The organism is Roseateles sp. P4_D2, from assembly GCF_056401875.1.
On sequence record NZ_JBFUIM010000001.1, the window covers coordinates 505,077 to 530,612 of the forward strand.

At 65.7% G+C, this 25,536-nt stretch carries 21 protein-coding genes; 14 read left to right on the forward strand and 7 right to left on the reverse strand.

Annotated elements, in window-relative coordinates; translation table 11 throughout:
• Nucleotides 1–27: 27 nt before the first annotated feature.
• Nucleotides 28–765: a hypothetical protein gene (locus tag AC1DW0_RS02385; protein WP_056195743.1), complete on the forward strand. Its 738-nt coding sequence runs from the start codon at nucleotides 28–30 to the stop codon at nucleotides 763–765.
• Nucleotides 766–779: 14 nt separating this feature from the next.
• On the opposite strand, the gene AC1DW0_RS02390 is transcribed toward AC1DW0_RS02385, so the two are convergent.
• Together AC1DW0_RS02390 and AC1DW0_RS02395 are read right to left on the reverse strand one after the other, a co-directional pair.
• Entirely contained in the window at nucleotides 780–1,853 is a 1,074-nt protein-coding gene (locus tag AC1DW0_RS02390) for a phosphotransferase (protein ID WP_457355994.1), read from the reverse strand.
• 76 nt (nucleotides 1,854–1,929) lie between these two features.
• On the reverse strand, nucleotides 1,930–2,634 hold the full coding sequence (locus AC1DW0_RS02395; protein ID WP_056195749.1) for a Crp/Fnr family transcriptional regulator: 705 nt from the start codon (nucleotides 2,632–2,634) through the stop codon (nucleotides 1,930–1,932).
• A 126-nt stretch (nucleotides 2,635–2,760) separates the two neighbouring features.
• On the opposite strand from AC1DW0_RS02395, the gene AC1DW0_RS02400 reads away from it, so the two are divergent.
• Nucleotides 2,761–4,467, forward strand: a complete 1,707-nt coding sequence (locus AC1DW0_RS02400; protein WP_477944786.1) for a type IV pilus assembly protein FimV — start codon at nucleotides 2,761–2,763, stop codon at nucleotides 4,465–4,467.
• A 12-nt stretch (nucleotides 4,468–4,479) separates the two neighbouring features.
• Here the strand turns inward: AC1DW0_RS02400 and AC1DW0_RS02405 are convergent, their stop codons facing one another.
• The 4 genes from AC1DW0_RS02405 to lptF form a co-directional block, all read right to left on the reverse strand.
• Nucleotides 4,480–5,424, reverse strand: coding sequence for a CysB family HTH-type transcriptional regulator (locus tag AC1DW0_RS02405; RefSeq protein ID WP_056195754.1), 945 nt, complete (start codon nucleotides 5,422–5,424; stop codon nucleotides 4,480–4,482).
• Nucleotides 5,421–5,801, reverse strand: coding sequence for a sirohydrochlorin chelatase (locus tag AC1DW0_RS02410; protein WP_327082878.1), 381 nt, complete (start codon nucleotides 5,799–5,801; stop codon nucleotides 5,421–5,423). The genes AC1DW0_RS02405 and AC1DW0_RS02410 overlap by 4 nt, the downstream gene beginning before the upstream one ends.
• Nucleotides 5,802–5,865: 64 nt before the next feature.
• On the reverse strand, nucleotides 5,866–6,993 hold the full coding sequence (gene lptG, locus AC1DW0_RS02415; protein ID WP_457445615.1) for an LPS export ABC transporter permease LptG: 1,128 nt from the start codon (nucleotides 6,991–6,993) through the stop codon (nucleotides 5,866–5,868).
• The gene (gene lptF, locus AC1DW0_RS02420; protein WP_457355990.1) at nucleotides 6,990–8,090 is read right to left on the reverse strand and encodes an LPS export ABC transporter permease LptF; all 1,101 of its coding nucleotides are present in this window, start codon (nucleotides 8,088–8,090) and stop codon (nucleotides 6,990–6,992) included. The genes lptG and lptF overlap by 4 nt, the downstream gene beginning before the upstream one ends.
• Before the next feature lie 30 nt (nucleotides 8,091–8,120).
• Here lptF and AC1DW0_RS02425 point away from each other — a divergent pair, with 30 nt between their 5' ends.
• The 10 genes from AC1DW0_RS02425 to AC1DW0_RS02470 all read left to right on the forward strand — a co-directional run bounded on the left by AC1DW0_RS02425 (nucleotide 8,121) and on the right by AC1DW0_RS02470 (nucleotide 21,944).
• Complete coding sequence (locus AC1DW0_RS02425) at nucleotides 8,121–9,584, forward strand: leucyl aminopeptidase (protein WP_477944789.1); 1,464 nt, start codon at nucleotides 8,121–8,123, stop codon at nucleotides 9,582–9,584.
• Nucleotides 9,585–10,007: a DNA polymerase III subunit chi gene (locus AC1DW0_RS02430; RefSeq protein ID WP_056195768.1), complete on the forward strand. Its 423-nt coding sequence runs from the start codon at nucleotides 9,585–9,587 to the stop codon at nucleotides 10,005–10,007.
• A gap of 117 nt (nucleotides 10,008–10,124) precedes the next feature.
• Nucleotides 10,125–11,267, forward strand: coding sequence for a branched-chain amino acid ABC transporter substrate-binding protein (locus AC1DW0_RS02435; protein WP_056195771.1), 1,143 nt, complete (start codon nucleotides 10,125–10,127; stop codon nucleotides 11,265–11,267).
• 154 nt (nucleotides 11,268–11,421) lie between these two features.
• Complete coding sequence (locus AC1DW0_RS02440; RefSeq protein WP_457324674.1) at nucleotides 11,422–11,685, forward strand: hypothetical protein; 264 nt, start codon at nucleotides 11,422–11,424, stop codon at nucleotides 11,683–11,685.
• Nucleotides 11,686–11,955: 270 nt separating this feature from the next.
• On the forward strand, nucleotides 11,956–13,338 hold the full coding sequence (locus tag AC1DW0_RS02445) for a TIGR03013 family XrtA/PEP-CTERM system glycosyltransferase (RefSeq protein WP_056197181.1): 1,383 nt from the start codon (nucleotides 11,956–11,958) through the stop codon (nucleotides 13,336–13,338).
• 131 nt (nucleotides 13,339–13,469) lie between these two features.
• Nucleotides 13,470–15,554 (forward strand): XrtA/PEP-CTERM system histidine kinase PrsK, encoded by a 2,085-nt coding sequence (gene prsK / locus AC1DW0_RS02450; RefSeq protein ID WP_162247761.1) that lies wholly within the window; start codon nucleotides 13,470–13,472, stop codon nucleotides 15,552–15,554.
• A 145-nt stretch (nucleotides 15,555–15,699) separates the two neighbouring features.
• The gene (prsR, locus tag AC1DW0_RS02455; RefSeq protein WP_056197184.1) at nucleotides 15,700–17,061 is read left to right on the forward strand and encodes a PEP-CTERM-box response regulator transcription factor; all 1,362 of its coding nucleotides are present in this window, start codon (nucleotides 15,700–15,702) and stop codon (nucleotides 17,059–17,061) included.
• Nucleotides 17,058–19,844 carry an XrtA/PEP-CTERM system TPR-repeat protein PrsT gene (gene prsT, locus AC1DW0_RS02460; protein WP_457355986.1) on the forward strand — a complete coding sequence of 929 codons (2,787 nt, stop codon included), beginning with the start codon at nucleotides 17,058–17,060 and terminating at the stop codon, nucleotides 19,842–19,844. Before prsR ends, prsT begins: the two co-directional genes overlap by 4 nt.
• Before the next feature lie 40 nt (nucleotides 19,845–19,884).
• Nucleotides 19,885–21,168, forward strand: a complete 1,284-nt coding sequence (locus AC1DW0_RS02465) for a PilZ domain-containing protein (protein ID WP_457392809.1) — start codon at nucleotides 19,885–19,887, stop codon at nucleotides 21,166–21,168.
• Nucleotides 21,165–21,944: a S1C family serine protease gene (locus AC1DW0_RS02470; RefSeq protein WP_457392811.1), complete on the forward strand. Its 780-nt coding sequence runs from the start codon at nucleotides 21,165–21,167 to the stop codon at nucleotides 21,942–21,944. Before AC1DW0_RS02465 ends, AC1DW0_RS02470 begins: the two co-directional genes overlap by 4 nt.
• Before the next feature lie 117 nt (nucleotides 21,945–22,061).
• Here AC1DW0_RS02470 and AC1DW0_RS02475 read toward each other — a convergent pair whose 3' ends face one another.
• On the reverse strand, nucleotides 22,062–22,796 hold the full coding sequence (locus tag AC1DW0_RS02475; RefSeq protein ID WP_477944794.1) for a PEP-CTERM sorting domain-containing protein: 735 nt from the start codon (nucleotides 22,794–22,796) through the stop codon (nucleotides 22,062–22,064).
• Between the two features lie 271 nt (nucleotides 22,797–23,067).
• Here AC1DW0_RS02475 and AC1DW0_RS02480 point away from each other — a divergent pair, with 271 nt between their 5' ends.
• Complete coding sequence (locus AC1DW0_RS02480) at nucleotides 23,068–24,603, forward strand: FAD-binding oxidoreductase (protein WP_477944796.1); 1,536 nt, start codon at nucleotides 23,068–23,070, stop codon at nucleotides 24,601–24,603.
• A 297-nt stretch (nucleotides 24,604–24,900) separates the two neighbouring features.
• On the forward strand, nucleotides 24,901–25,479 hold the full coding sequence (locus tag AC1DW0_RS02485) for an XrtA/PEP-CTERM system exopolysaccharide export protein (protein WP_235531973.1): 579 nt from the start codon (nucleotides 24,901–24,903) through the stop codon (nucleotides 25,477–25,479).
• Nucleotides 25,480–25,536: the final 57 nt, after the last annotated feature.

A 25,536-nucleotide genomic window follows, 5' to 3' on the forward strand; every position in this document is an offset into this window, starting at 1 on the left:
CCCCATTCTCAGACTTCCTCACGACTCATGGTGGTAAAGCAAGTCAAGCACTGGCTCGTGACGCGCGCCAACGCGTCGCGCTGGCGTCCGATCGAGGACTGGGCCGAGGCACGCGGGGCCGGATTCACGCAGACGCGGGACGGGTTGGGCTTCCTCGTCGAGCAGCCCAAGGCGTCGCCGGGGCCGCTGCGCATCGAATGGGGTGTGTCGCAGCGCAGCTATCTGCCCGGCTTTGAGCTGCGCATGCGCTGTGAGATGGGCCTGCACCATGATCTGCAGATGATGGTGCTGTGCCGGGCGCTGATGGAGAACCTTGAGCGTGCTGTCTTCGAGGCCTACACCGACACGCTCAAGACCCGCGTCGATACCGACACGCCGGAAGAGATGCGCTGGCTGGTGATGTTCCCCAAGTTCAACAACGCCGCCTCGCAGATGCTGCGCCAACGCTATGGGATCGTCGGCGTGACCAAGGATCTGACCGGCGCGTGGATCGAGGGCGAACTCAGCGAAGCCCTGGTTCAGGCCAGCCAGGACCTGCTGCCCGAAGGCCATCCCTTCGTGCTGATGGCGATGCGCGGCAACCTCTATCTGCGCACGGAAATGAGTGAGGCCGACCTGCCCAGGCTGCAGGCCCTGGTGAAGCTGCTGGAAGTCGCAGCGCGTGAGGCGCAGCGCGTGAACGGGCGGCTGTCAGACAGCGGCGCTTGGCCGACGACGACGTCGATCGCCTGGACGCCCTCGACGCGCCCGGGGGATGTGACCTGAGGCCGTCCAAGGTCTCAGGCCTTCTGCGCGAAGCTCCAAGCTAGATCCGCTAGCGGTCGGGCGCTTTTGGCCGTCTCCCTGGCCTGGGCGCTGGAGGCCGTGCCGTCCACCACGCGTTTGGCAATGCCCTGCACGATGGCCGCGATGCGGAACATGTTGTAGGCCATGTAGAAGTTCCAGTCGGCCATGACGGTGCCGGCGTCCCCACGGCCGGTGCGCTCACAGTAGCGCTGCACATACTCGCGCTCGCTCGGAATGCCCAGTGCAACCAGATCCTTGCCGCCCAGGCCGCGCGCGGCGCCCGAGGTCTGGATGTGCCAGCTCATGCAGTGGTAGCTGAAGTCGGCCAGCGGATGGCCGAGCGTCGAAAGCTCCCAGTCCAGCACGGCGATGATGCGAGGCTCGCTGGGGTGGAAGACGACGTTGTCCATGCGGTAGTCGCCATGGACGATGGCCACCTCGCTCTCGTCGCGGGCCGAGGCCGGGATGTGGGCCGGCAGCCAGGCCAGCAGCGAATCCATCGCCGGGTTGGGCTCGGTGACGGAGGCCAGGTATTGCTTGCTCCAGCGGCCGATCTGACGCTCGAAGTAATTCCCCGGCTTGCCGTAGGCCGCGAGGCCCACGGCCTTGAAGTCGACCTGGTGCAGGGCCGCGATGACCCGGTTCATCTCGTCGTAATGGGCGGCGCGCTCGGCATTGGTCATGCCGGGCAGGCTCTGGTCCCACAGCACGCGGCCGGGCATGAAGGACATGACGTAGAAGGCGCGGCCGATGACGGCCTCGTCCTCGCATAGCGCGTACATGGCGGGCACGGGCACGTCGGTGCCGGCAAGAGCCCCCATGACCTGGAATTCACGCTCGATGGCATGGGCCGACGGCAGCAGCTTGGCCACGGGGGCGGGCTTGCTGCGCATCACGTATTGCGCCCCCGGCGTCTTCAGCAGATAGGTCGGGTTGGACTGGCCGCCCTTGAACTGCTCGATGGCCAGGGGCCCGACAAAGCCGTCAACGTGCGCGGCCAGCCAGGCTTCGAGAGCCGTGGTGTCCAGGGCTTGGGCAAGGGGACGGGTGCCGGTGAATGCTTCCATGGATGTCTGGGTAGAGAACGCCAACTGTCCATTCTGCGAGTCGAAGCCCGGCTGCCGTGTCTCCTCGGCGCCAGCCTTATCGGGATGCGGCTGCTAGCAGCTTCTCGCGGCTGAGCACGACCAGGCGGGTCGGCTCGACGCGCACCGCGCCTTCGCGTTCGAAAGCCTTGAGCTCCTGGTTGACGCGCTGGCGCGAGGCGCCGAGCAACTGGGCGAGGTCTTCCTGGGCCAGTTGCAAACCGATGCGGATCTCGTCGCCCTCCTGCACGCCATAGGAGCGCGCCAGCAGCAGCACCTGCTTGGCCAGGCGGGCGGCCAGTGGGCGCGTGTTGAGGTCCTCGATCATGTCGAACATCAGCCGCAGCCGGCGGCAGTTCAGCCGCAGCAAGGCGTCATAGAGCTCGGAGTGGGCCTGCAACAGCGCGCGGAAATCGGACTTGCGCACGCACAGCAGCGTCGTCTCGCCGTGCGCATAGGCGTCGTGGGTGCGGGGCAGGCCGTCGAAGAGGGCGATGTCGCCGAACCAGGTGCCTGGCTCGACATAGGTCAGCGAGATCTGCTTGCCGGCCAGGGACACCGAGCTGACGCGCACGGCGCCCTTGGCCACGGCCGACCACTCCTCGGCAGGCTCGCCGCGGTGGGACAGCATGGTCTCGTCGGGCAGGCGGCGCACGAAGGCGCGCTGCAGGATGTCGTTGCGCAGGGTCTCGGAGAGCTTGGAGAACCAGGCGCCCTGATCGATCTGCTGGCGTTCGGCGGGGGTGAGGCTGAGTGCGTTCATGGTCTGGGGGCATTGTGCCGCCCGCGGTTCCCTGGGAATGGGGCCATTGGCGAGGTGGCCCCATGCTAGAGTGATCCGCGCCGTCTTCACCCCCTCGTTCAACCGATAGCTAGCCGCCCGCAGTCAATGCCCTTCACGGCCTTGCGCCCGACCTTGCTGGGTGCTCTCACACCCACTTTGGCACTGCTGCTTGGCCTGGCGCCAGACGCCCAGGCTCTGGGACTGGGACGGCCGCAAATTCATTCTGCCCTCGGTAAACCGCTGGACGCCAGCATCCCGCTGACGCTGGCGGATGGTGAACGACTGACCGATTCCTGCGTGCGCGCCGAGGTCTCTGCTGGCGACGCACGGGTGCCGGCTGGGCTGTTGCAAATGCGTATCGAGGGTGAACCCGGCCAGCAACGTATTCGCCTGCAGAGCCTGGCGCGCATCGACGAACCGGCCCTGCGCATCACGCTGGCTCTGGGCTGCCCGCTGCGGCTGACGCGCGAGTTCAATGCTTTCGTCGACCCTGCGGCCGATGCTGCCACAGTGCCGGCACCGCCCGCACCTGCGGCGCCGCCGGTGGTCGCCCCGCCGACGAGCGTGATGGCCGAGGCATCGCCCGCACCGGCGCCAGGCCCGGTGGTACGGCAAAGAACCCGCTCCAAGCCGCGCGCCAGTGGCCCACGTCTGGTGCTGGAACGGCCTGAGGTGCTGGTGGCCGAAGCGCCGCGGCCCGTCCAGCCTGCCGCCAGCGCGCCCGAGATGGAGCTCACGCCCGAGCTGGAAGCCCAGATCGCTCAGCTTGAGCAGACCGTGGCCCAGCTGCGCGCCGACCTGGAAGCACGGCTGCAGGCCGAAGCCGCCGCGGCCTCGGCGGTGGCCATACCGCCGGCCTCCGCACCGGCCGTGGCACCGCCGCCCGTGGCGGTGCGCAGCGCACATGCCTCGCCCTATCGCGACCCCATGACCTGGGTGCTGACGTTGGGGCTGAGCCTGCTGGCGGGCTCGGCGGCTTTCTATTTCAGCCGCTGGCGCGATCAACGGGCCCGCCGCGAGCTTGCCTATTGGCGTGCCCTGCATGCCGCCGAAGGGGCCGGCCTGCCGGCGGTGCTGCCACAACACTCGCCGGGCATGGCGCCGCCTGTCGTCGGCCAAGCCGCGGCGCTGCCGGACGAAGGCCAGCACCAGGTCACGCGGCCACAGCCTCGACCGATGGCGTGGCCGCCGGCGCCCATTGCATCACCGCCACCACCCGCTGTCGCATCGCCCGCGATGGACATGCAGGCGACCATGCGTCTGCCGGTCCAGGCCGCGGCCGCGCCGGTGCTGTCCAACGAGCTGACCGTGGCGGACGAGCTGCTGGACCTGCAGCAACAGGTCGATTTCCTGCAGCTGCTCGGCCAGCAAGAAGCGGCGGCCGACCTGCTGGCCACGCGGTTGGCGCGTGGCAATGCCGGCGCCATGCCCTATCTGATGCTGATGGAGCTCTGCCAGCAGCGCGGTGAGCCCGAGGTATTCGCTGAGCTAGTCAAGCAGTTCGAGCAGCGTTTCCGGGTGCTGGCGCCGCAGTGGTCGCAGAGCCTGGCGCGTGGCCGCAGCCTGGATGCCAGCCCCAGCGTCATCGCTCATCTGCAGGTCGTCTGGCCTGAACCGGGCACCGCTTTGCAGATGCTGCAGGACCTGCTCGCCCGCGGCGGCGGACCGGGCGTGCCGAGCTTCGAGCTGCCCGCCTACCGCGATCTGCTGACCCTCTACAGCGTGGCGCGCGATCTCTTCGAGGCCGGCCTGCGCGGTGAGGAGGTGGACCTGATGCTGCCGATCGACTCCAGCTTCGGCCGGGAGTCCTGAGAGGGCGTGCCCTTAGATCCCAAAGTCGGTCGAGTCGCCGTTCATGGCCTTCTCGATGAGCTTGCGTGACAGTCGTTCGGACAGCAGTTCGGCAAAGGCGTACACGTAGTTGCGCAGATAGGCGCCGCGCTTGAAGGCGATGCGCGTCACGTTGCTGCCCAGCAGCGTGCCCAGTGGCCGCGCGACCAGGTCGCTGTTGGCGGGCTCCTCACGCATGGCCATTTCGGCCACGATGCCCACGCCCATGCCCAGGCGCACATAAGTCTTGATGACGTCGGAGTCGATGGCCTCCAGCACCACATTGGGCGTCAGATGACGCGAGGCGAAGGCCTTGTCGACGCGGGTGCGGCCCGTGAAGCTGGGGTGGTAGGACACCAGCGGCTCGCCAGCGAGCTGTTCCAGGCTGACGCGCTCGACGCTGGCCAGTGGATGGTCGCGCGGCACGACCATGACGTGCTGCCACTCATAGCAGGGCAGGGTGACAAGCTCCGGGTACTGGGCCAGGGACTCGGTGGCCAGTCCCAGGTCGGCGGTCTCGTCGAGCAGCATCTTGGCGACCTGGTCCGGGCTGCCCTGGTGCAGGCTGATGCGCAGCTGTGGCAGGTTCTTGCGCAGCTGGGCCACCGGCGCGGGCAGCACATAGCGGGCCTGGGTGTGGGTCGTCGCGATGGAGAAGGTGCCGCTGTCCTGGCGCGAATACTCCTCGCCGATGCGCTTCAGATTGCCGACTTCGCGCAGGATGATCTCGATGCAGGCCAGCACCTGCTGGCCCGGTTCGGTGATGCGGCGCAGCCGCTTGCCGTGGCGCGAGAAGATGTCCACGCCTAACTCCTCCTCGAGCTCGAGGATGGCCTTGGACACGCCCGGCTGGGAGGTGAACAGCGCCTTGGCTGTCTCGGTCAGGTTGAGGTTGCGGCGGGCCGCTTCCTGGACGAAGCGGAATTGATGCAGGTTCATTCGAGTATTGCCAGGCAGGCCAGGCTGATGGCGTTGAGCACGGCTTCCTGTTCACCCAGCGGCGCATGGAGCAGCCATTGAATGGCGTCGCCATGGCGCTCGCGCAGGCGGTCGAGCAGGGGCGGGATGTCACGGCGCACATGGCCACCGGTGCCGAGGAAGAGCGGCAGCACATGGACGCGTGTGCAGCCGGCCGCGGCCAGCTGCTCGGCCGCTTCCTCGATGCCGGGCGACATGAACTCAAGGTAAGCCATCGCCAACGGCGTGCCGGGACGCGCGGCGCGCAGCCGTTCGGCAATGGTCTCGAAGGGCCGCGCCCAGGCTGGGTCGCGGGCGCCATGGGCGAAGAGCAGCAGGCCTTCCATCAGCGTCCGCACGGCCGCCCGAAGGACGCTGGCGCCCCCTCGGGGGGCAGGGCACGAAGTGACCGTGGGGGCTTCATCAGCGGTATCTGACGAGCCAGGTGAAGGCCGCCATCGACAACCCGAGGTAGGCCAGGCTGGGCGTTGCCGCGACCACCCAGGGTGTCCAGTTCTTCAGCAGGCCCAGATGGCCGGTCACGTTGTTCAGCAGCACGAAGCTGATACCCAGCATGATGCCGCCGAAGACCTTGATGCTGATGCCGCCCGAGCGCCCATGCAGGTAGGCAAAAGGCAGGGCCAGGGCCACCATGACGAAGCAGGCAAACGGATAGAAGGCCTTGCGCCAGAACTGGATGTTGTGCGCCTGGGCCGACTGCTCCTGGGCCGACAGATGCTTGGTGTAGCGGTAGAGCTCCAGCGTCGACATGGACATGGCCGGCAGCACGGCCGCGGCGATGACGCCGGCGTGCAGGGAACTCTGCCAGTCGAGCTTGTCGAGCTGCTGCTCGCTGATGACGACGTCGCCGACGCTACCGCTGGCCGTCGCCGTGCCGGGGTTCCAGACCGTGCGCTTGACCGCCTGCAGATGCCACATGCCCTGAGCGTCGACGTCGACCTTTTCCGCTTCGGTGCGCGACATCAGCCGGCCTTCGGCGTCGAACTCGAAGATGCGCACATCCTCCAGTTCGCCGCCGCCGCCAACGCGGCCAACCTTGACTGAATAGCTGCGCTCCCGACCATCGATATTCTGGTGGTCCTTCAGCCAGGCGCCGCGCTTGGCCGGGTTGCTGTCGTGCACGAAGCGGGCGCGCATCTCGTCCCCCTCGCGTTCGAAGCGCGGCGCCACGTAGTCGCCGACGAAGAAGGTGAGCGCCGCGAACGCGGCGGCCAGGCCGGCCAGCAGGGCCAGGGCCCGCGCGGGACCGAGGCCACCAGTGCGCAGGATGGTGAACTCGCTGCTCTGCGCCAGTCGGGCCAGGGCGACGATGGCGCCGATCAGCACGGCGATGGGGAATAGCTCGTAGAAGTGGCCAGGCAGCTCCATCGCTGCGAGCACGGCGGCCTTGCCCGCACCCGCGCCGACGCGGGTCATGCGCTCGATCTCGTCGACGAAGTCGATAAAGAAGAACAGCGACAGGAAGGCCAGCGCGACCATCAGCACCGAACCGGCGATGTCCTTGTAGAGCAGGGCGCGGACGGTCCTCATGCCATCGCCTCTTTGCTTACGCGGCGGCGCAGGCAGAAGCGGTTGGCGTTGTCGCGCAGCCAGATGACGGCCAGGGCCAGGAACAGGGCACTGCCATGCACGGTCAGCAGGCCGCGGGGCAGGCTGGTGCGACCGTTGCCTACCCAGGACTGCGACAGGTTGATGAGATTGAAGTAGATGACGAAGGCCAGTAGCGCAAACAGCAGATTCCAGTTGCTGGCGCGGCGCGGGTTGGATGCCGACAGGCCGACGCCGAGCAGGGCCATGTTGAAGCCGGCGAGGATCATGCCGAAGCGCCAGGCCAGCTCGCCCTGGTTCTTGGGCGTGGGCAGGCGCAGCAGGTCCAACGTCGCCATGGCCTTGGGCGGCAGCTGGTTGGCATTGGCCAGCACCTGCGGGTCGGTCATCACCTTGTACTGCTCGAAGCGTGCCAGGCTTTTCTCGCCGGTCTTGAGCTGGCTCTCGTTGCGCTGGCCGTGATCCAGCACGAGGAAGCGGTCATCGCCTTCCATCTCGAGATGGCCGCGGGCCGAGGTCGTCACCGACTCGCGTTCGTTCTGGTTGGCGAGGATGAAGACATTGCGGCCGGTGGCGGCGTTGTCGCCGTCGCGTTCGATGAAGAAGACCCGGCTGCCGTCGCGCGAGGTCTGGAACTGGCCCGGCGCCACGCGCGAGAGGTCGCCGCGCTTCTGATAACGGTCCCGCAATTCGGCGCTGTTCTGATTGCCCCAGGGCCAGACCAGCAGCTCGAGCACGATGACGCCGAGCAGCACCGGCCAGGCCATGCGCAGCACCGGGCGCACGAAGCGCGACAGCGGCACGCCGCTGGCAAACCAGATCGTCATTTCCGACTCGCGATAGGAGCGGCTGAGCGTGATGACGACGGCAACGAACAGCGACAGGATGAGCATGGTCGCGAGGTGGGCGATGGTCGCGTAGCCCATCAACAGCACGACGTCCTGAGGCGCCACATTGCCCCCCGCGGCCTGGCCCAGCGTGCGGATCAGCGTCGACGTCAACATGATGGTCAGGATGACCACCAGCGTGACGCCGAAGCTCTTGGCCAGCTCGGATCGCGTGGATGAATCGAATAACATCAAAAGTACTTCTACCTACTTCTGGTCATTATGGACTTCAAGATTCAAACCGCTGAGCTCGATGGGCTCGCGGGCGCCGGTGCCGACGCCCTGGTCGTCGTGCTCGGCGGTGAGGCGCTGCCCAAGGGCCTGGATGCAGTGGTTGCCCGTCATGCGCAGGCGGCCATCAAGCTCGGCGACTTCGCGCTGAAAGGTGGCCAGGCACTCACGCTGACCCACGCCGAAGGGGTCAAGGCGCCTCGCCTTGTCCTCGTCGCCAGCGGCAAGACGACGTTGGCTGCCGGGCGCGCCGCATTGGCTGCAGGCCTGGCGCAGATCAAATCCCGTGGCGTGGTCAGCGCGGCTGTCGCGTTTGTGGGTTTCGACGTCGGCAACGTCGAATCGCTGGCCGAACAGACCGCCCTCGCGGCCACGGATGCGGTCTATGTCTACCGCCACACCAAGCCCAGTGCGCCGGCAGCCCCCAAGCTGGCCAGGCTTGCCCTGCTGGTCGGCAAGGCTGACATCAAGACGGCCAAGGCCGGCCTGGCTCGTGGCGAAGCCATTGCCGCCGGCGTCGAACTGGCGCGCGAATGCGCCAACCGCCCGGCCAACTTCGCGACGCCGACCTATCTCGGTGAGGTCGTGCAGGGCCTGGGCAAGGCCCATGGCCTGAAGGTCGAGGTGCTGGACAAGAAGGCCGTCGAGAAACTCGGCATGGGCAGCTTCCTGTCCGTCGCCCAGGGTTCGGACGAGCCGCTGCGCTTCATCGTTGCCCGCTATGACGGCGCGGCCAAGACGGTGGCGCCCGTCGTGCTGGTGGGCAAGGGCATCACCTTCGACACCGGCGGCATCTCGCTCAAGCCCGGTGCCGAGATGGACGAGATGAAGTTCGACATGGGCGGCGCGGCCAGCGTCATCGGCACGCTGCGCGCCATCGCCGAACTCAAGCCCAAGCTCAATCTGGTCATGATCGTCGCTGCCTGCGAGAACATGCCCAGCGGCCGCGCGATCAAGCCGGGCGACGTCGTCACGTCGATGTCCGGCCAGACCATCGAGATCCTGAACACCGACGCCGAAGGCCGCCTCATCCTGTGCGATGCGCTGACCTATGCGGAGCGTTTCAAGCCCGCGGTCGTCGTGGACGTGGCGACGCTGACCGGCGCCTGCGTCATCGCGCTGGGCGGCGTGCGCAGCGGCATGTACGCCAGCGACGACGAACTCGCCGCTTCGCTGACCGCAGCGGGCGACGCGGCCCTCGACCCTTGCTGGCGCATGCCGCTGGACGACGAGTACGCCGAAGGCCTGAAGAGCAACTTCGCCGACGTGCCCAATATCGCCGGCCGCGCGGGCGGCTCGATCACGGCGGCCAAGTTCCTGCAGCGTTTCACCAGCAAGTACCGCTGGGGCCATCTCGACATCGCCGGCACGGCATGGAAGGGCGGCGCTGCCAAGGGCTCGACCGGCCGGCCGGTGGGCCTGTTGACGCACTTCGTGTTGAGTCACGCGAAGTAAGTGACCCTGCAGGTCAGTTTCTACAGCGACGCGGCGGACCCGCTGCACTTTGCCTGCCGCTTGATCCGTCGCGCCCTCGCGTCGGGCAAGCCGGTGGGTGTCTGCGTGGGGGCGGCGCAGGCAACTCGTCTAGACGAGTTGCTGTGGAGCTTCGACGCGGCGGATTTCATCCCGCATCGGCGTTGGGACGGCGCCACGGCACCCGCGCCGGGCGAGGTCCTCTTGGTTGATGACGCGGCGCGTCTGCCACACCGCGGATTGCTGTTGAACCTGCGCGACGGCATGCCTTCGGATGCGCTTGCATTTGAACGCGTGCTGGAGGTCATCGGACAGGCCCCCGAGCGCGTTCAAGCTGGGCGTGCGCGCTATCGCGTCTACCAGCAGTCGGGAGCCAAGCTGGACCACTTTTCCGCGGCGGGTTGACAACGCTGCGTCCACGCTTTCCCGAATGAGAGCCCCCCGGATTTGGGGTATGTTCAATTGGTTGAAAAATCAACGGTTCTCTGTTTGTTCCTCTCTCTTTCAAACTGGAGTTGATCCATGCAAATCAAGTTGAATATCGTGGTGGGTGCAGTCGCAGCACTGCTCAGCGGCGCTGCCATGTCGCAGGACCTGGTCGTCAAGATCGGCCACGTCGCACCGACCAGTGGCGCGATTGCCCACCTGGGCAAGGACAACGAACTGGGTGCCCGCCTCGCCATCGAGGACCTGAACGCCAAGGGCGTCATGATCGGCGGCAAGAAGGCCAAGTTCGAGTTGCTGGCTGAAGACGACGCCGGCGATCCGAAGCAAGGCACCGCCGCTGCGCAAAAGCTGGTCGACTCCAAGGTCAACGGCGTCGTGGGTCACTTGAACTCGGGCACTTCCATCCCGGCCTCCAAGGTCTACAGCGACGCCGGCATTCCGCAGATTTCGCCGTCGGCCACCAATCCCAAGTTCACCCGCAACGGCTACAAGACGACCTTCCGCGTCGTGGCTGACGACGTGCACCTGGGTGGCACGCTGGGCCGCTACGCCGCCAAGGACCTGAAGGGCAAGTCCATTGCCGTCATCGATGACCGCACGGCCTATGGCCAGGGCGTTGCCGACGAGTTCGAAAAGGGTGTCAAGGGCGCGGGCGGGAAGATCGTCGGCCGCGAATTCACCAACGACAAGGCCACGGACTTCACCGCCATCCTGACCTCCCTGAAGGGCAAGAAGCCCGACGTCGTCTTCTTCGGCGGCATGGACGCCGTGGCCGGCCCGATGCTGCGCCAGATGAAGCAGCTTGGCATCGAAGCCAAGTTCATGGGCGGCGACGGCATCTGCTCGGGCGAACTGCCCAAGCTGGCCGCTGGCACGATGGCCGATGGCCAGGTCGTCTGCGCCGAAGCCGGTGGTGTCGAGGGCGAAGCCAAGAAGTCGATGGACGACTTCAAGGCCAAGTTCAAGGCCAAGTTCAACGTCGATGTGCAGATCTACGCGCCGTACGTCTATGACGCCGTCAATGTGATGGCGGCTGCCATGGTCAAGGCCGGTTCGGCTGACCCGGCCAAGTACCTGCCTGTGCTGGCCAAGACGGCCGGCTACAAGGGTGTGACCGGCACCATCGCCTTCGACGAGAAGGGCGACATCAAGAACGGCGCCCTGACGCTGTTCACCTACAAGGGCGGCGCCCGCGAGCAGATCGCGGTCGTGCGCTGATTCGGATTCGCGTCCAGAACGCCCGCCTCGGCGGGCGTTTTTCATGACGAGCCCGCCCTTGGCGGGTTCGTCGCTTTGAGGAGCTCCGAAATGGGATCGATCAGATTCAAGGACGACAAAGGAGTGCTCGTTGCGACAAGCCTTACGGTCGATCGTGAATACTGCCCAGAAAATAAGCGGGGCAATATTTGATTTGCTCGAAAACCGGACCTCGCCGCCGCAAGAGCGCATGAATCGGGTTTCGTCGGATTTCAATGTGACGCCTGTGCGTTTCGCACGTTTTGCAGCGGCTGGCGCCATCCCTGTCATGGTGTTGTCGCCCGCTTTCGGTTCTACTGCGGCCCGTTGTGAAAATGACCGCGGCGGAGACCTCGCGGGCTGCGGCACGACGCGGATTCAAGGGGCAAGCACCCTCTAAACGGGGGGCTTTCAAGCCAGGGGGCCAGAGGCATGATGCCGGCGCGATCAAGGGTTGGTCGGATATGTCCGTTGCGGCGTGTGGCCGAAACGGGCATTCAGAGCCGGCCGGGCGGTCTCCGAGGAGGTCTGCGCAGTCGAGGTTGTCATCGAGGTGGCGATACGGCAGGCGGTCTCCGCGCTAGGGTGAATGGAATATCGATATTGATTCGAATTCCATTGATCGGATTGCAGATGCGGGAACGCCAGTAGTAATGATCGGGGAATGCAAATGATTCGAATATTCAACCATTACCTGCATAAGCAGACCTTGCTTCAGGTCTTCTTCGATCTCGGCCTGATAGTTTTCGCCGTCATTGCGGTCGTGCTCAGCCAAGGTGAGTCGGCGCAGATGGTGCTGCCGTTCGCGGCGTCGCACGGCCTGTCACTGGCCGGTTGCATGTTCGTGATCAATTCGGCTACGGGCTTCTACCAGCATGTGCACAACCGCTCGATCACGGAGTCCTGCGCCCGGGCCCTGTTCGGGCTGCTGTTTGGCCTGCCGCTGGCCTATGCCATCTTCAGCCTGGTGCCTTCGAACACCAGCCACCGCGACATGCTGACCCTGGTTGCCATGAGCGCTGTCGCCGCAGTCATGGTGCATCGTGTCTATGCGGCCCATTCGGGTACTCAGGCACGCATGCGCAGCCGCATCCTGATCTTCGGCACCGGCATTGCGGCCCGCTCCGTCGGCAATACCTTGCGCGCCTCCGATCCGCATGCGCAGATCGTCGGTTTCTACGCCGGCCCCAACGAGGACCAGCCCGAAGTGCCGCGCGCCGAGATCATCAATGACGGCGCCAACCTGACCGAAGCTGCGCTCAAGCACAACGTCGACGAGATCGTCGTGGCCCTCAGCGAGCGCCGCGGCGGCAGCATGCCGTTGCGGCAACTGCTGGATTGCAAGCTGTCCGGCGTGCGCGTGGTGGATATCGCCACCCACTTCGAGAAGACACTGGCCCAGATCAACATCAAGCATGTCAATGCCGGTTGGCTGGTGTTTGGTGACGGCTTCAGCCAGGGCATGCTGCGCGCCGCGATCAAGCGCGTGTGCGACATCGTCTTCGCCGCGCTGATTCTGGCGGTGACCTGGCCCATCATGCTGATCACGGCCCTGGCCATCCGCTTCGAATCGCGTGGGCCGATGCTCTACCGTCAGGAGCGGGTGGGGCTGAATGGTGTGCCCTTCAACGTCATCAAGTTCCGCAGCATGCGCACCGATGCTGAAAAGGACGGCAAGCCGCGTTGGGCCACCAAGAACGACGACCGCGTGACGCGTATTGGTCGCTTCATCCGCAAGGTTCGCATCGACGAACTGCCCCAGCTCTTCAATGTGCTGTGGGGCGAGATGAGCATGGTCGGCCCGCGCCCGGAGCGCCAGTTCTTCGTCGACGAACTCATCAGCAAGATCCCCTATTACGCTGTGCGCCACAGCGTGAAGCCGGGCGTCACGGGTTGGGCCCAGGTGCGCTATGAGTACGGCTCGACCATCGAAGACTCGGTCGAGAAGCTGCAGTACGACCTGTACTACGTCAAGAACCACTCCCTCTTCCTTGATCTGCTGATCATGCTGGAGACGGTGGCCGTGGTGCTGACTGGCAAGGGCGCTCGCTGAGCGCGGCGGCGCTTCGGCGTAAGCGCCGATGCCCGAACGCCAGGGGCATGCTTGAATGATGCATGTCTCTTGTCGCCGATTTGGACTCTGCCCCGGGCGCCATGATTGAGGCGCTGGCTCCCTTCCTCTCCTTGAGCAGCCTTGGCGATCTGATCTGCTGTGCGGCCTACGGGCTGTTCGCGCTCTACTTCGCGCAGCGGCTGCTGCGGGGCAGCATGCCCGTCTCCGTGCTCGCCATGGTGTTCCTGGCGGCGCTGACAGCCAGTTCGATCTGGGCCGGCCTGGCGCTGATGGATGAACTGAGGCATTGGTCCGACCGCTTGCCGACCTGGGTCGTTCCGGGCCTTGACCTGCTGCGCATCAGCTTCTGGTTTGCCTTCATGCTGATGCTGCTCCCGCCACCGCGGCGGGGCGGTGGCCTGGGTTGGTTGCGTCCCCTCGCGGTCGTCGCGGTGCTGGCGCGTCTGGTGTTGCTCCTGGTCGGCGAGAGCGTACCGGCGGAGAGCCTGGCTCGTCCCCAGGCCTTCGCCGCCTTGGGCTTGGCAGTGCTGGGCCTTGTGATGGTCGAGCAGATGCTGCGCAATGCGACCGGCGACGCGCGATGGAATGCCAAGCCGGTCTGCCTGGGGCTGGGTGCCATCTTTGTCTTCGACCTCTTCATCGGGTCGCAGGCCGCGCTGTTCCAGCGTTTTGACGGTGACGCGATCAGCGTTCGCTCGCTGGTCCATGCCGCGGCGGTGCCGCTGCTCTATGTGGCGTCCCGCCGCTATGCCGACTGGCTCGGCAGGCTGCATGTGTCGCGGGCGGCGGTCTTCCATTCGGCGACGCTGCTGCTCGTCGGCGTCTACCTGCTGATGGTGGCCGGCGTGGGCTACTACGTGCGCTACACCGGCGGCGAGTGGGGGCGGGCGCTGTCCGTGGCCCTGGTTTTCGTCGCGCTGGTGGCACTGACGCTGCTGATGGCCTCCGGGTCGATGCGTTCGCGCCTGCGTGTCTACATCAGCAAGAACTTCTTCAGCTATCGCTACGACTACCGCGAGGAGTGGCTGCGGTTCACCCAGCTCTTGTCCGGCAGCGCAGAACCCCAGCACACGGCCGAAACCGTGGTGCGCGCCCTCGCCAACCTGGTCGAAAGCCCGAGCGGCATGCTGTGGTTGCCGCGTGCCGCGGGTGGCGACTTCGTGCAGGCCGCCCGCTGGAACCTGCCCGCCGAACTGGGCAGCGAGGCGCACGATGGCCCGCTGGCGACGTTCTGGCGCGAGCGCGCCTGGATCGTCGACGTGGATGAGTGTCGTGAACGCCCTGAGGCCTACCCCGGCCTCGAATTGCCGGCCTGGCTGGCCGAGGAGCCACGTTGCTGGCTGCTGGTGCCCCTGCTGGTGCGCGAAGCCTTGATCGGCTTTGCGGTATTGGGGCGGCCGCGTGTGGTTGTCGAGGTGAACTGGGAGGTGCGCGACCTGCTGCGCACGGCCGCCAGCCAGGCGTCAGGCTATCTGGACCAGGCCCAGGCCACGGAGGCGTTGCTGGAGGCGCGCAAATTCGATGCCTTCAACCGCATGTCGGCCTTCGTCGTGCACGACCTGAAGAACATCGTCACCCAGCTCTCGCTGATGATGAAGAACGCCAAGCGCCTGCGCGACAACCCTGAATTCCAGCAGGACATGCTCGATACGGTGGAGAACTCGCTGGAGAAGATGCGCCAGTTGATGCTCCAGCTGCGCGAGGGCGACAAGCCGCATGGCGTGACCAGCGGTGTCGACCTGGAGCAGATCGCCAAGCGCCTTGCGGCTGCGGCTTCCAGCAAGGGCAGGGTACTGGAATTGACGCTGCAGGGCGGTGTCAGCACGCGTGGGCATGCGGAGCGCGTGGAGCGCGTGCTTGGCCATGTCGTGCAGAACGCCTTCGATGCCACGCCCGCGAGCGGCCGGGTCTGCCTGACCCTGGATGCCCAGGGCAGCCAGGCGCGCGTTCGCGTGGAGGACAGCGGCTGCGGCATGAGCGAGGATTTCATTCAGAATCGCCTCTTCAAGCCGTTCCAGACCACCAAGGCCAGCGGCATGGGCATAGGCGCCCACGAGAGCTATCAATACATACAGGAACTGGGAGGCAAGATCAGCGTGCAGAGTGAATTGAACCGGGGCACCACCGTGACCCTGCTACTCCCGCTGTTCCATGCGCAGGCGGACGCACCCTTGACGGCGTTGGACGTTCAATGAGCGCCGCGCCGGGCCGTCCCAAGCAAGCTCGCTCCCGCCTGGCGGGAGTGAGCCCGGACATGGGATGCCCTGTGGGCATCCCGTGCCTGGCGAACGCCTGGCCGCGCTGTCGGTCAGGCAAGGCCGCAGGCCGAAGGGTGCACCTATGAACACGCCTCGCCATGCGCCGCTGTTGATCGTCGAAGACGATCTGGCCCTGCAGAAGCAGCTCAAGTGGTCGCTGGACCGCTTCGAATCGGTCACGGCCGATGACGTCCCCAGCGCGGTGCTGCAGTTCCGCCGTCACAACCCGGCGGTGGTCACGATGGATCTCGGCCTGCCGCCCGATCGGGACTCGGTGTCCGAGGGCTTCAGATGCCTGGAGAAGCTGCTGGAGCTCGACCCCGGCGTGAAGGTCATCGTGCTGACCGGCCAGAACGACCAAGGCAACGCGCTGCGCGCCATCCGCATGGGTGCCTACGACTTCCTCGCCAAGCCCGTCGATCCCGACGTGCTCAGCCTGACCGTCGAGCGCGCCTACCGGCTCTATGAGCTGCAGCAGGAGAACCGCCGCCTGCAGACGCAGCAAAGCAGCGACGTCTTCTCGGGCCTCATCACGCGCGACCCCGGCATGCAGCGCGTCTGCCGCATGATCGAGAAGGTGGCCCCCAGCGACGCCACCGTGCTGCTGCTTGGCGAAAGCGGCACCGGCAAGGAAGTGCTCGCCCAGGGCCTGCATGACGCCTCCAAGCGCAAGGGCCGCTTCGTCGCCATCAACTGTGCGGCCATCCCCGAGACGCTGCTGGAGAGCGAACTCTTCGGCTACGAGAAGGGGGCCTTCACCGGTGCCAACAAGTCGACGCTGGGCAAGATCGAGACCGCCAACGGCGGCACGCTGATGCTCGACGAGATCGGCGACCTGCCCATGCCCTTGCAGGCCAAGCTGCTGCGCTTCCTGCAGGAGCGGGTCATCGAGCGTGTCGGCGGCCGCCAGGAGATTCCGATCGACGTGCGCGTCGTCGGCGCGACCCACCAGGATCTCAAGGCCCGGATCGTCGACGGTCGCTTTCGTGAAGACCTGTACTACCGCCTGGCAGAGATCGTCGTCGAGATACCGCCGCTGCGTGACCGTGTGGGCGACCCGGTGCTGCTTTCGCATGCCTTTGCGCGACGCTTCGCGACCGAAATGCGCCGCCCGGTACCCACACTGGCCGACGATGCCGTGCGAGCGCTGGAAGCGCATCGCTGGCCGGGCAATGTGCGCGAACTGCAGAACATGCTCAAGCGTGCCGTCATCATGGCCGAGGAGGACCGCATCGCGGCGGTGGACCTCGGTCTGCGGCCGGCGTCGGCACCGGCCGATGACAACGTGACGCTGGACCTGCGCACCGTGCGCGAAAACGCCGAACGCCAGGCCCTCATCACGGCGCTCGCCCGCACCGATGGCAACATCGTCCGTGCGTCCGAACTGTTAGGCATCAGCCGCCCAACCCTCTACGACATGATGAACCGGTTGCAGATCAAATGAACAACAAGATGCATTCCACACCCGCGCGGTTCGCCGGTGCCGTGCTCGTGGCCTCGGTGCTTCTGACCGGTTGCTGGGGTCCGTCGGCGCCGCAGATGGTCGAGTCGGGCAAGGCCCGCATGCAGAAGGCTGAATACAAGGCGGCCGTCATCGAGTTCAAGAACGCGTTGCAGAAGGATGCGTCGCTCGTCGATGCCCGCTTCTGGCTTGGCAAGGCCCTGCTGGAGACCGGCGATGCGAACGGCGCCTGGGTCGAGTTGTCGAAGGCGCGCGAAGGTGGCTACAGCAAGGACGAGCTCGTGCCTTTGATGGCCGCAGCGATGATCCTGCGCGGCGAGTCCACCAAGTTCATCGCCGAATATGCGGATGTCCAGCTCACCGACCCCAAGCGCCAGGCGGAGCTGAAGGCCGCGCTGGCCACGGCCTATGGCTCCAAGGGCAAGTATGTGCAGGCGCGCGCCGCGGCAGACGCCGCCCTGCAGGCTGATCCCAACAACATCGTCGCGCAACTCGCCGTTTCCCAGCTGATGTTCGTCGCCGGCGACCGGGTCGGTGCGATGGAGCAGGTGGAAAAGTCGCTCAAGGCCCATCCTGAATCGGCGCGGCCGTGGGTGTCCAAGGCCGAGCTACTGCAAAGCAACGGTGCCGACCCCGCCCAGGTGATGCTGGCCTATCGCGAAGCGCTCAAGCGCAACGGTGACGAGCTGCAGGCCCACGTCGGCGTGATGCGGCTGCTGATGGCGCAGCGTGACTTCGATGGCGTCGACAAGCAGTTGGCCGCACTGCGCAAGGTGCAGCCGAACAATCCCCTGGTGCTGTATTACTCGGCCACGCTGGCCTTCGAGAAGCGTGACCTGAAGAAGGCCGCCGAGTTGTCCCAGCAACTGCTGAAGATGGCGCCGCAGAACCCGTCCTTCCTGTACCTGGCTGGCACGATCGAATACGAGCGAGGCGGCTACCTCCAGGCCGTGGCCCACCTCGGCAAGGCGCTGCCGAATTCGCCGGCGCCAGGCCCCGTGCGCGTCCTGATGGCGCGTGCGCAGCTCCGCGCCGGCGATGCGCGAAAGGCGCTGGGGTTCGTGCTGCCGCTGCTCGATGACGAGAAGCTGGCCAGCTCCGAAGCCTATTCGGTGGCCGCCGATGCCCATCTGCAGATGGGGAACGGTGAGGCGGCCAAGCGCATGTACGCCCAGGCCGTCAAGCTCAATCCTGGCAACACGCGCGGCCGTACTGCCCTGGCCGTGGCTGAAATGACGGCGGGCCAGACCGAGCAGGCCATGGAAGAGCTCAAGTCCGTCGCCGCCAAGGATCCCGGTGTCGAGGCCGAAGTGGCGATGGCGATGTCGCTGTACCGCCGCAATCGCCTGGACGACGTCGCTGCGATCATCGATGCAGTGGAAAAGAAGCAGCCCGGCACGCCGGTGGCACCCTTGTTGCGCGGACGTACCGAGCAGTTGCGCGGCAATCGCGACAAGGCTCGCGCACATTACGAAGAGGCTTTGCGGCGCTTGCCGTCCTATATGGCTGCCGCCACCGTGCTGGCGGCCATGGACTACGAGGATGGCAAGCCGGCAGCCGCGGTCGGCCGCTTCGAAAAGGTCGTCGCGGCAGATCCGCAGTCAATTGACGGCACCGTCGCATTGATCTCGGCGAAGACCCGGGCTGGCGCACGCGCGGAGGACATCCGCAGCCAGCTGGACGCTGCCATCAGGCGCTTCCCGGACCATCAGTTGCCCCGCCTCGCGCTGGTTTCTTATTTGATGGAAATTGGAGAGAACAAGCTGGCGAGCCAGATCGCCAATGAGACCGCCAGCCGTTTCACCGACAGCCCCAAGGTGTACGAGGCGGTGGGCCTGGCCGAGATGGCAGTCGGCAACCTGAATCAGGCCGCCCAGGCGTTCAACAAGATGACGACGCTGCAGCCGAACTCGGTGCTGCCCATGATGCGTATGGTCGACCTGTACGACGCGCGCAAGGATGCGCCAGCGGCGATGAGCCAGCTGCGCAAGGTGCTGGCCATCAAGCCCGACCATCTGCAAGCGCAGATGCGGCTGATCACGCTGCTGGGGCGCGCCGGCAAGATGGATGAGGCCCTCGCCATCGCCAAGTCCGTGCAGGCCCAGGCGCCCAACGAGCCGCAGGGCTGGTCTTTTGAAGGCGATGTGCAGGCCGCGAAGCGCAACTGGCCGGCGGCGGTGGTGGCATTCCGTACCAGCCTGTCCAAGCGTCCGCTGGAAGAGACGGTCATCAAGCTTTATCTGACACAGGCCAGCGCGGGAGCGCAGGCGGAGGCCGACAAGCTGGCTGCCGACTGGCTGACCAAGTACCCGGATTCGCCGGCGCTCGACTACCTGCTGGGCGACCAGGCGCTGGCACGCGGTGAGTTCGACCGGGCAGAACGGCATTTCCGAAGGGTGATTGCCGTGCGGCCCAACAATGCGGTGGCGCTGAACAATCTGGCCTGGTTGCTGCATCGTGCTGGCCGGCCCGGCGCACTGGAAATGATCGAGAAGGCGCTCAGCCTGGCGCCGAATTCACCTTCCCTCACCGACACTGCGGCGGAAATCCAGGCGGGTGCGGGTCACGTGGACAAGGCCCTGGTGCTGCAAAGGCGTGCGGTTCAGCTGGATCCCGAGCAGCCCTTGCACCGCCTTCATCTCGCCGAATACCTGATCAAGAGCAACCAGAAGGCCGAAGCCAAGATCGAGTTGCAGAAGCTGAACGAACTGGGCAAGAGTTTTGCCAGGACTGCGGATGTGCAGAAGTTGCTGGCGGAGCTGTAATCTGTTGCTCAACTAACCCTCGGATCGACCGGGCAGCGTCATGAAGATCAAACAAGCCAGCTTCAGAAAACGCTTGCACCAGTTGATGCGGCGGGGCTTCGGCCGACTGCCGCGCGACACACGGCATGCCATCTATCGCGGCATGATCGACTGCGACCCGGCGCCGGATCCAAGGCTGGAGCTCAAGGTCGCCGAGACCCGCGAGGAGCTCGAGGACTGCTTCCGCATCCTGCATGATGCCTACGTGGCCAGCGGCTTCATGAAGCCGTCGCCCTCAGGCCTGCGCGTCACCATGTATCACGCGCTGCCGACGACAACCACGCTGTGCGCCAAGTACGACGGCCGCGTTGTCGGTACCATGTCCATGATCCGCGAGGGCGTGTTCGGCTTTCCGCTGCAGTCGGTCTTCGACCTCAGTGAGGTGCGCGCCAAGCAGGGCCAGATCGCCGAGATTTCAGCGTTGGCCGTGCATCCGGACTTCCGCCAGACGGGTGGCGCCATCCTGTTCCCGCTGATGAAGTTCATGTACGAGTACTGCACCAAGTACTTCGACACGCGCCACCTCGTCATCGCGGTCAATCCGGACAAGATCGAGCTCTACGAGTCGCTGCTGTTTTTTGAGCGGCTGCAGGAAAACGTCGTTGCCAACTACGACTTCGCCAATGGTGCGCCAGCCGTCGGCGCCACGCTGGACCTGCCGGTAGCGAAAGAGATATTCCGGCGCGTCTACGGCAAGCGCAGGGAACGCAAGAACCTCTATAACTACTTCGTCCAGCTGAGCCTGCCCAACATCAAGCTGCCCAAGCGCCGCTATTTCACGACCAATGATCCGGTGTTGACGCCGGACATCCTCGACCACTTCTTCAATCAGCGCAGCCAGGTCTTCGCGGAACTGGACGACCGCCGCAAGGCGCTGTTGTGGTCCATCTACGACCAGCCCGAGTTCCGGGCCGTTCTGCCGATGATGAGTGGATCGGACACGGGCTTTCATCCGATGCGCCGGCATCAGCGCTTCTCGTTGCGCTGCCCGGCCGAGCTGCGTGTGCGGCTCGACGGCGATGAGCGCTCCATCGTGATGACCGTCATCGAAATTTCCCTGTCGGGCTTCCAGGCGCAGTCCAAGCTCGACATACCGATCGGGGCTGATGGTGCGGTCCGGGTGGAATTGGGCGTGCAGGACAAGGCCACGCTGGACGTGAAGGTGATGCGACACCACCACACCGACACCGGCGAGTTCTATGGCTTTCGCGTGGATGAGCCCGACGATGTCTGGCGCCGCGCCGTCAGTGCGCTGGAAACCGAGTACGTTGCAGGCGAGCTGTGAACAGCCCCGGCCGACGTCGCCTGCTGGCCCTTGCGGCCGCACTGGCATGCATCGGCACCGCAGCCGGTGCGGAAACTCTGCCGGAACTGATTGCGCGGGCCAAGCGCTCGGTCGTTGTCGTGGGCAGCTGGGGGTTGATGGACAACCCCCGCTTCGGGTTCAAGGCGGCAGGCTTTGTTGTCGCGGACGGCCTGCACGTGCTGACCAATGCGCACGTGGTGCCGACGGAAACGCCCGATCGAGTCGATCGCAGCATCGCGGTCAAGATCTGGACGCCCGACGCGCAGTGGGTGATGCGAAGCGCCAAGCTCATCAGCCTGGATCGTGCGCATGACCTTGCATTGCTGCAGATGGACGGACCACCCGCGCCCGCGCTGCGCCTAGCCGCCAGGGAGGCGCCGGAGGGCACCTCCATCGCCCTGATCGGATTTCCGATCGGCAATGCGTTGGGCTATGACGTGCACGTGACGCACAGAGGCATCGTGTCGGCGCGCACGGCCATCGTGCCGCCCGCCGCCGCGCCCTCGGGCCTGACCGAACGCGCGGTGCGGCAACTGCGTGCCGGTGCCTTCGAGGTGTTGCAGCTGGATGTCCTGGCCTTCCCGGGCAACAGTGGCGGGCCGGTGCTGGACATCGAGACCGGCGAAGTGATCGGCGTCCTGCAGGGCGGGGCCATCAAGGGAACCCGGGAGGCCGCGCTCAGCGCCCCCACGGGCATCAGCTACGCCGTGCTGATCCGCGATGCAGCGCCCATGCTGAAGTACATCGACCGCTGACCAGCGTCGACGGGCGACTGTCCGTCCAAGCGAGACAAATCGCGCGGCCAATAAAAAACCCCGCCGTGGCGGGGTTCTCTGAGTGCGGAGCAGCGACGACTGGCGTCGCTGTTCACATCACTTGGCTTGACGACGGCGGCCGGCGAAGCCCAGGCCAGCGAGAGCCAGACCCACCAGACCCACCGTGGCGGGCTCAGGCAGCTTGGTGGCTTCGATGGTGGCAGACCAGTCGTTCTGATCCAGGGTGCCGCCACCCAGGATGATGGCAACCAGGGCTGCAGTCGAGGTGTTCGTGTACTGCGCCGAGAAGATGCCCGTCCACTTGGTTTCGTCTTCGCCGATGTCGCAGCTCTTGTTGGCGTTGGTGTCATCACACGCACGGCCCAGGATGCTCATCGTGACCGACGTATTGCCGGCGTTGTCGGTGAAGATGAAGGGCGAACCGAACTGGCCGGGAGCCAGGTAGGTTTCGCTGAACAGCCAGTTCGGCTTGGCATCGAAGTGCAGGAAGTTGGGGATCGGCGTGCCGTTCACGCCGATAGGCACATTGTTCGGACCCGCGCCTTGGGTCATGTCTTGCACCCAGCCAGCGGTCGGAGCGAAGATCGTGCCGAACGCCGGGTCATTGAAGGAACCGGTGCCGCCCAGTTGCTTGGTGGCGAACTGGCCGTAGGTCTTGCCAGCGGTCTGGTAAGCATCGGGAGCGGGATCCGGAACCCAGTTGACGGTGCCGAAGGACACGATCACTTGGCCCAGGCTGACACTCGTCTTGCCGACGATGGGGGTGGCGGATGCGGCAGTGGCCACTGCGAGGGCCGCTGCAGCAACCAGCGTCTTCAGGGTCTTGCTCATTTGAATCTCCTTGATTCACTTGCTAGAAGTTGGGGCGCGGCCCCGGACGCTGGGTAATAAGCAGGTCGCGTGCCAGCTTTGAAGGTGCCGCCTGCTTTCCCTTTTAAAACAACGAGTTGCCGTGCTCTTGGATGACGTATTGCCGGTGTTTTGAGGGCTGGTTGATGGTCGCTGTAAAGTCCTCCGACACCCGTCTCAGGCAGGCGGGCAGGGAGATGGTGTGGACGGACTGTCAGGCGAACATGGAGTGACGCGGCGGAACTCTGGCAATGTGACCGGCTGGGACCGCGGGGCGCTGGACTGCTGGCGGGCCACGACTGTCGATGAGGTGAAGGCTTGCGTGGACGAGGCGCGCCGCCGGGGGATTTCGCTCTACCCGCTATCGACCGGCTTGAACTGGGGGTATGGCTCGGCTGCGCCGCCCCAGGCAGACGCCGTGCTGCTGGATCTGAGCGGCATGAACCGCATACGCAATGCGGCAGAGATCTCGCAAGCGAATCCTGTCGCGGTCATCGAACCTGGGGTGACGCAGCGGCAGTTGCACGAATTCCTGAGCGAGTCCTGCCCGGGCCTGAGCTTCAACGTGACGGGTTCGTCGGTGGACACCAGCATCCTCGGCAATGCGCTGGACCGGGGCGTGGGATATCTGGGGCCGCGCCGCGAGGATGTTTTCGGGCTTGAGGTGGTGACCGGCCGAGGGGAGTTGCTGCGGACCGGGTTTCGCCGCCTGGGCGAGGATTCGCCGCTTGCGCATGCCCACCCTTATGGCCTCGGGCCGATGCTGGATGGCCTGTTCTTCCAGGGTAATTACGGCATCGTCACCAGCGCCTGCCTGAAACTGCTGCCGCGGCCGGCCCGCTCGGTTGCCGTGTCGCTGGCCCTGCGTGATGTCTCGAAGTTAGGGGACTTCCTGGATGGCCTGGCGCTGCTGAAGCGGCTGGGCGTCATGAGTGGCGTGACCCATGTCGGCAATCAGGCGCGCACGCGGGCCAGCATGATGTCGGGCATCAGTGAATACCTGCGTATTTCCTGCGGTGTTGCGGAGCGCGACCTGGCGGCCGAGGCGGATCGGGCGCTGGCGACGGTGGCGCCCTATGAATGGACCAGCCTGGGCGGCGTCGCCGGTAGCGCCGCCCAGGTAAAGGCCGCGATTGCCGAGGTCAGGCGGGTCCTGGGCGGCATGGCCAAGCTGACCGTGGTGGACGATGCCAAGCTGGCGGCCGGTTTTCGGCTGCTGAATCCCTTGCGAAACCTGTGGCCCTGGGCGCGCGCCAATGCGGCGGCTATTTCGGCCATCCGGCCCTTGCAGGGTTTGGCGGATGGCCGGCCGACCGATGCCGCCATCACCAACCTGTTATGGCGATATGGCCAGCCGCAGCTGCCGGCGCGGGAACTGGACGCTTCCGGTTGTGGCCTGATCTTCATCAACCCGGCGCTGCCCATGGCAGGCGGGGCGGTGGCGAAGGTCGTCGATGCCATGAAAGCGGTCGCCGCCGGATTCGGCCATGAGCTCTATGTGACGCTGAATATCGAGACGACCACCTCGCTGGTGGCGGTGGCCAATCTGTTGTTTGACCGCGGCGACGCGGCTGCGGTTGCAAACGCCCGAGCCTGCGCGCGGGCGCTGTGGGAATATTTACGCAGTTGCGGCCTGGAGGTGTACCGGGCGCGGGCGGACATGATGGAGGACGTGGTCGACCCCCAGGATTCGTTCTGGCGCACCGCCTGGGCGCTGAAATCCGTGTTCGACCCGGACAATCTGATTGCGCCGGGGCGCTACAACCTGGCTCGGGCGCCCGACGCCTGAGCGGATTTCGCGGTCGCCGCGCGCGTGTGAAAGTCCGCGTTGCCCGGGGGAAGCCCCCGATTTAGGTTGCCAGACATGGGGTGGGGCTATGGCATCATTCCAAGGCTTTGGCCCTGGGTGACGGCAGGTTTTGCCGTTCCCTCTCGACTGCAACGGTTTGCGGGGGCCTTCGATGAACAGACCCACAGAGGACTCGCCTTGAACGCTTCCAACAACCGTGATGCGCAAATGACGTCGGCAAGAGGCTCGCAGAGGGCGGCAAAGGCAGCCGGCGCGTGGTGGGGCCGGGCCCTGGCAATGCTTGCCATCGGCGTGCTGGCCGGCTGCGCCAGCACCAGCTTCCCGCCAGCGCCGGCGGCAGTGGCCAACGATGACTACAGCTACATCATCGGCGCGGGTGACAACCTCAATATCCAGGTCTGGCGCAATCCGGAGCTGTCGATGTCGGTGCCGGTTCGCCCGGACGGCAAGATCGCCGCCCCGCTGGTGGACGAGATGGTCGTGCAGGGCAAGACCTCGGTGCAGGTGGCCCGTGAAGTCGAGAAGCAGCTCGGCAAATACGTGCGCGACCCGGTCGTCACTGTCATCGTCACGAGCTTCATTGGCCCCTACAGCGAGCAGATCCGCGTCGTCGGCGAGGCGGCCAAGCCGCAATTCCTGCCCTACAAGCAGAAGATGACGGTGCTGGACGTGATGATCGCCGTCGGCGGCCTGACGGACTTTGCATCCGGCAACAGCGCCACCATCCTGCGCACGGCCGAGGGCAACAAGCAGTACTCGGTGCGCCTGAAGGACCTGATCAAGCGCGGTGACGTGTCGGCCAATGTCGAAATGCGGCCGGGCGACATCCTCATCATTCCGCAGAGCCTGTTCTGAATTGAAGGGAGAGGACCTGCGTTCGCTGCCGGCCTCTCCTAGCCATAGCTTTAACCG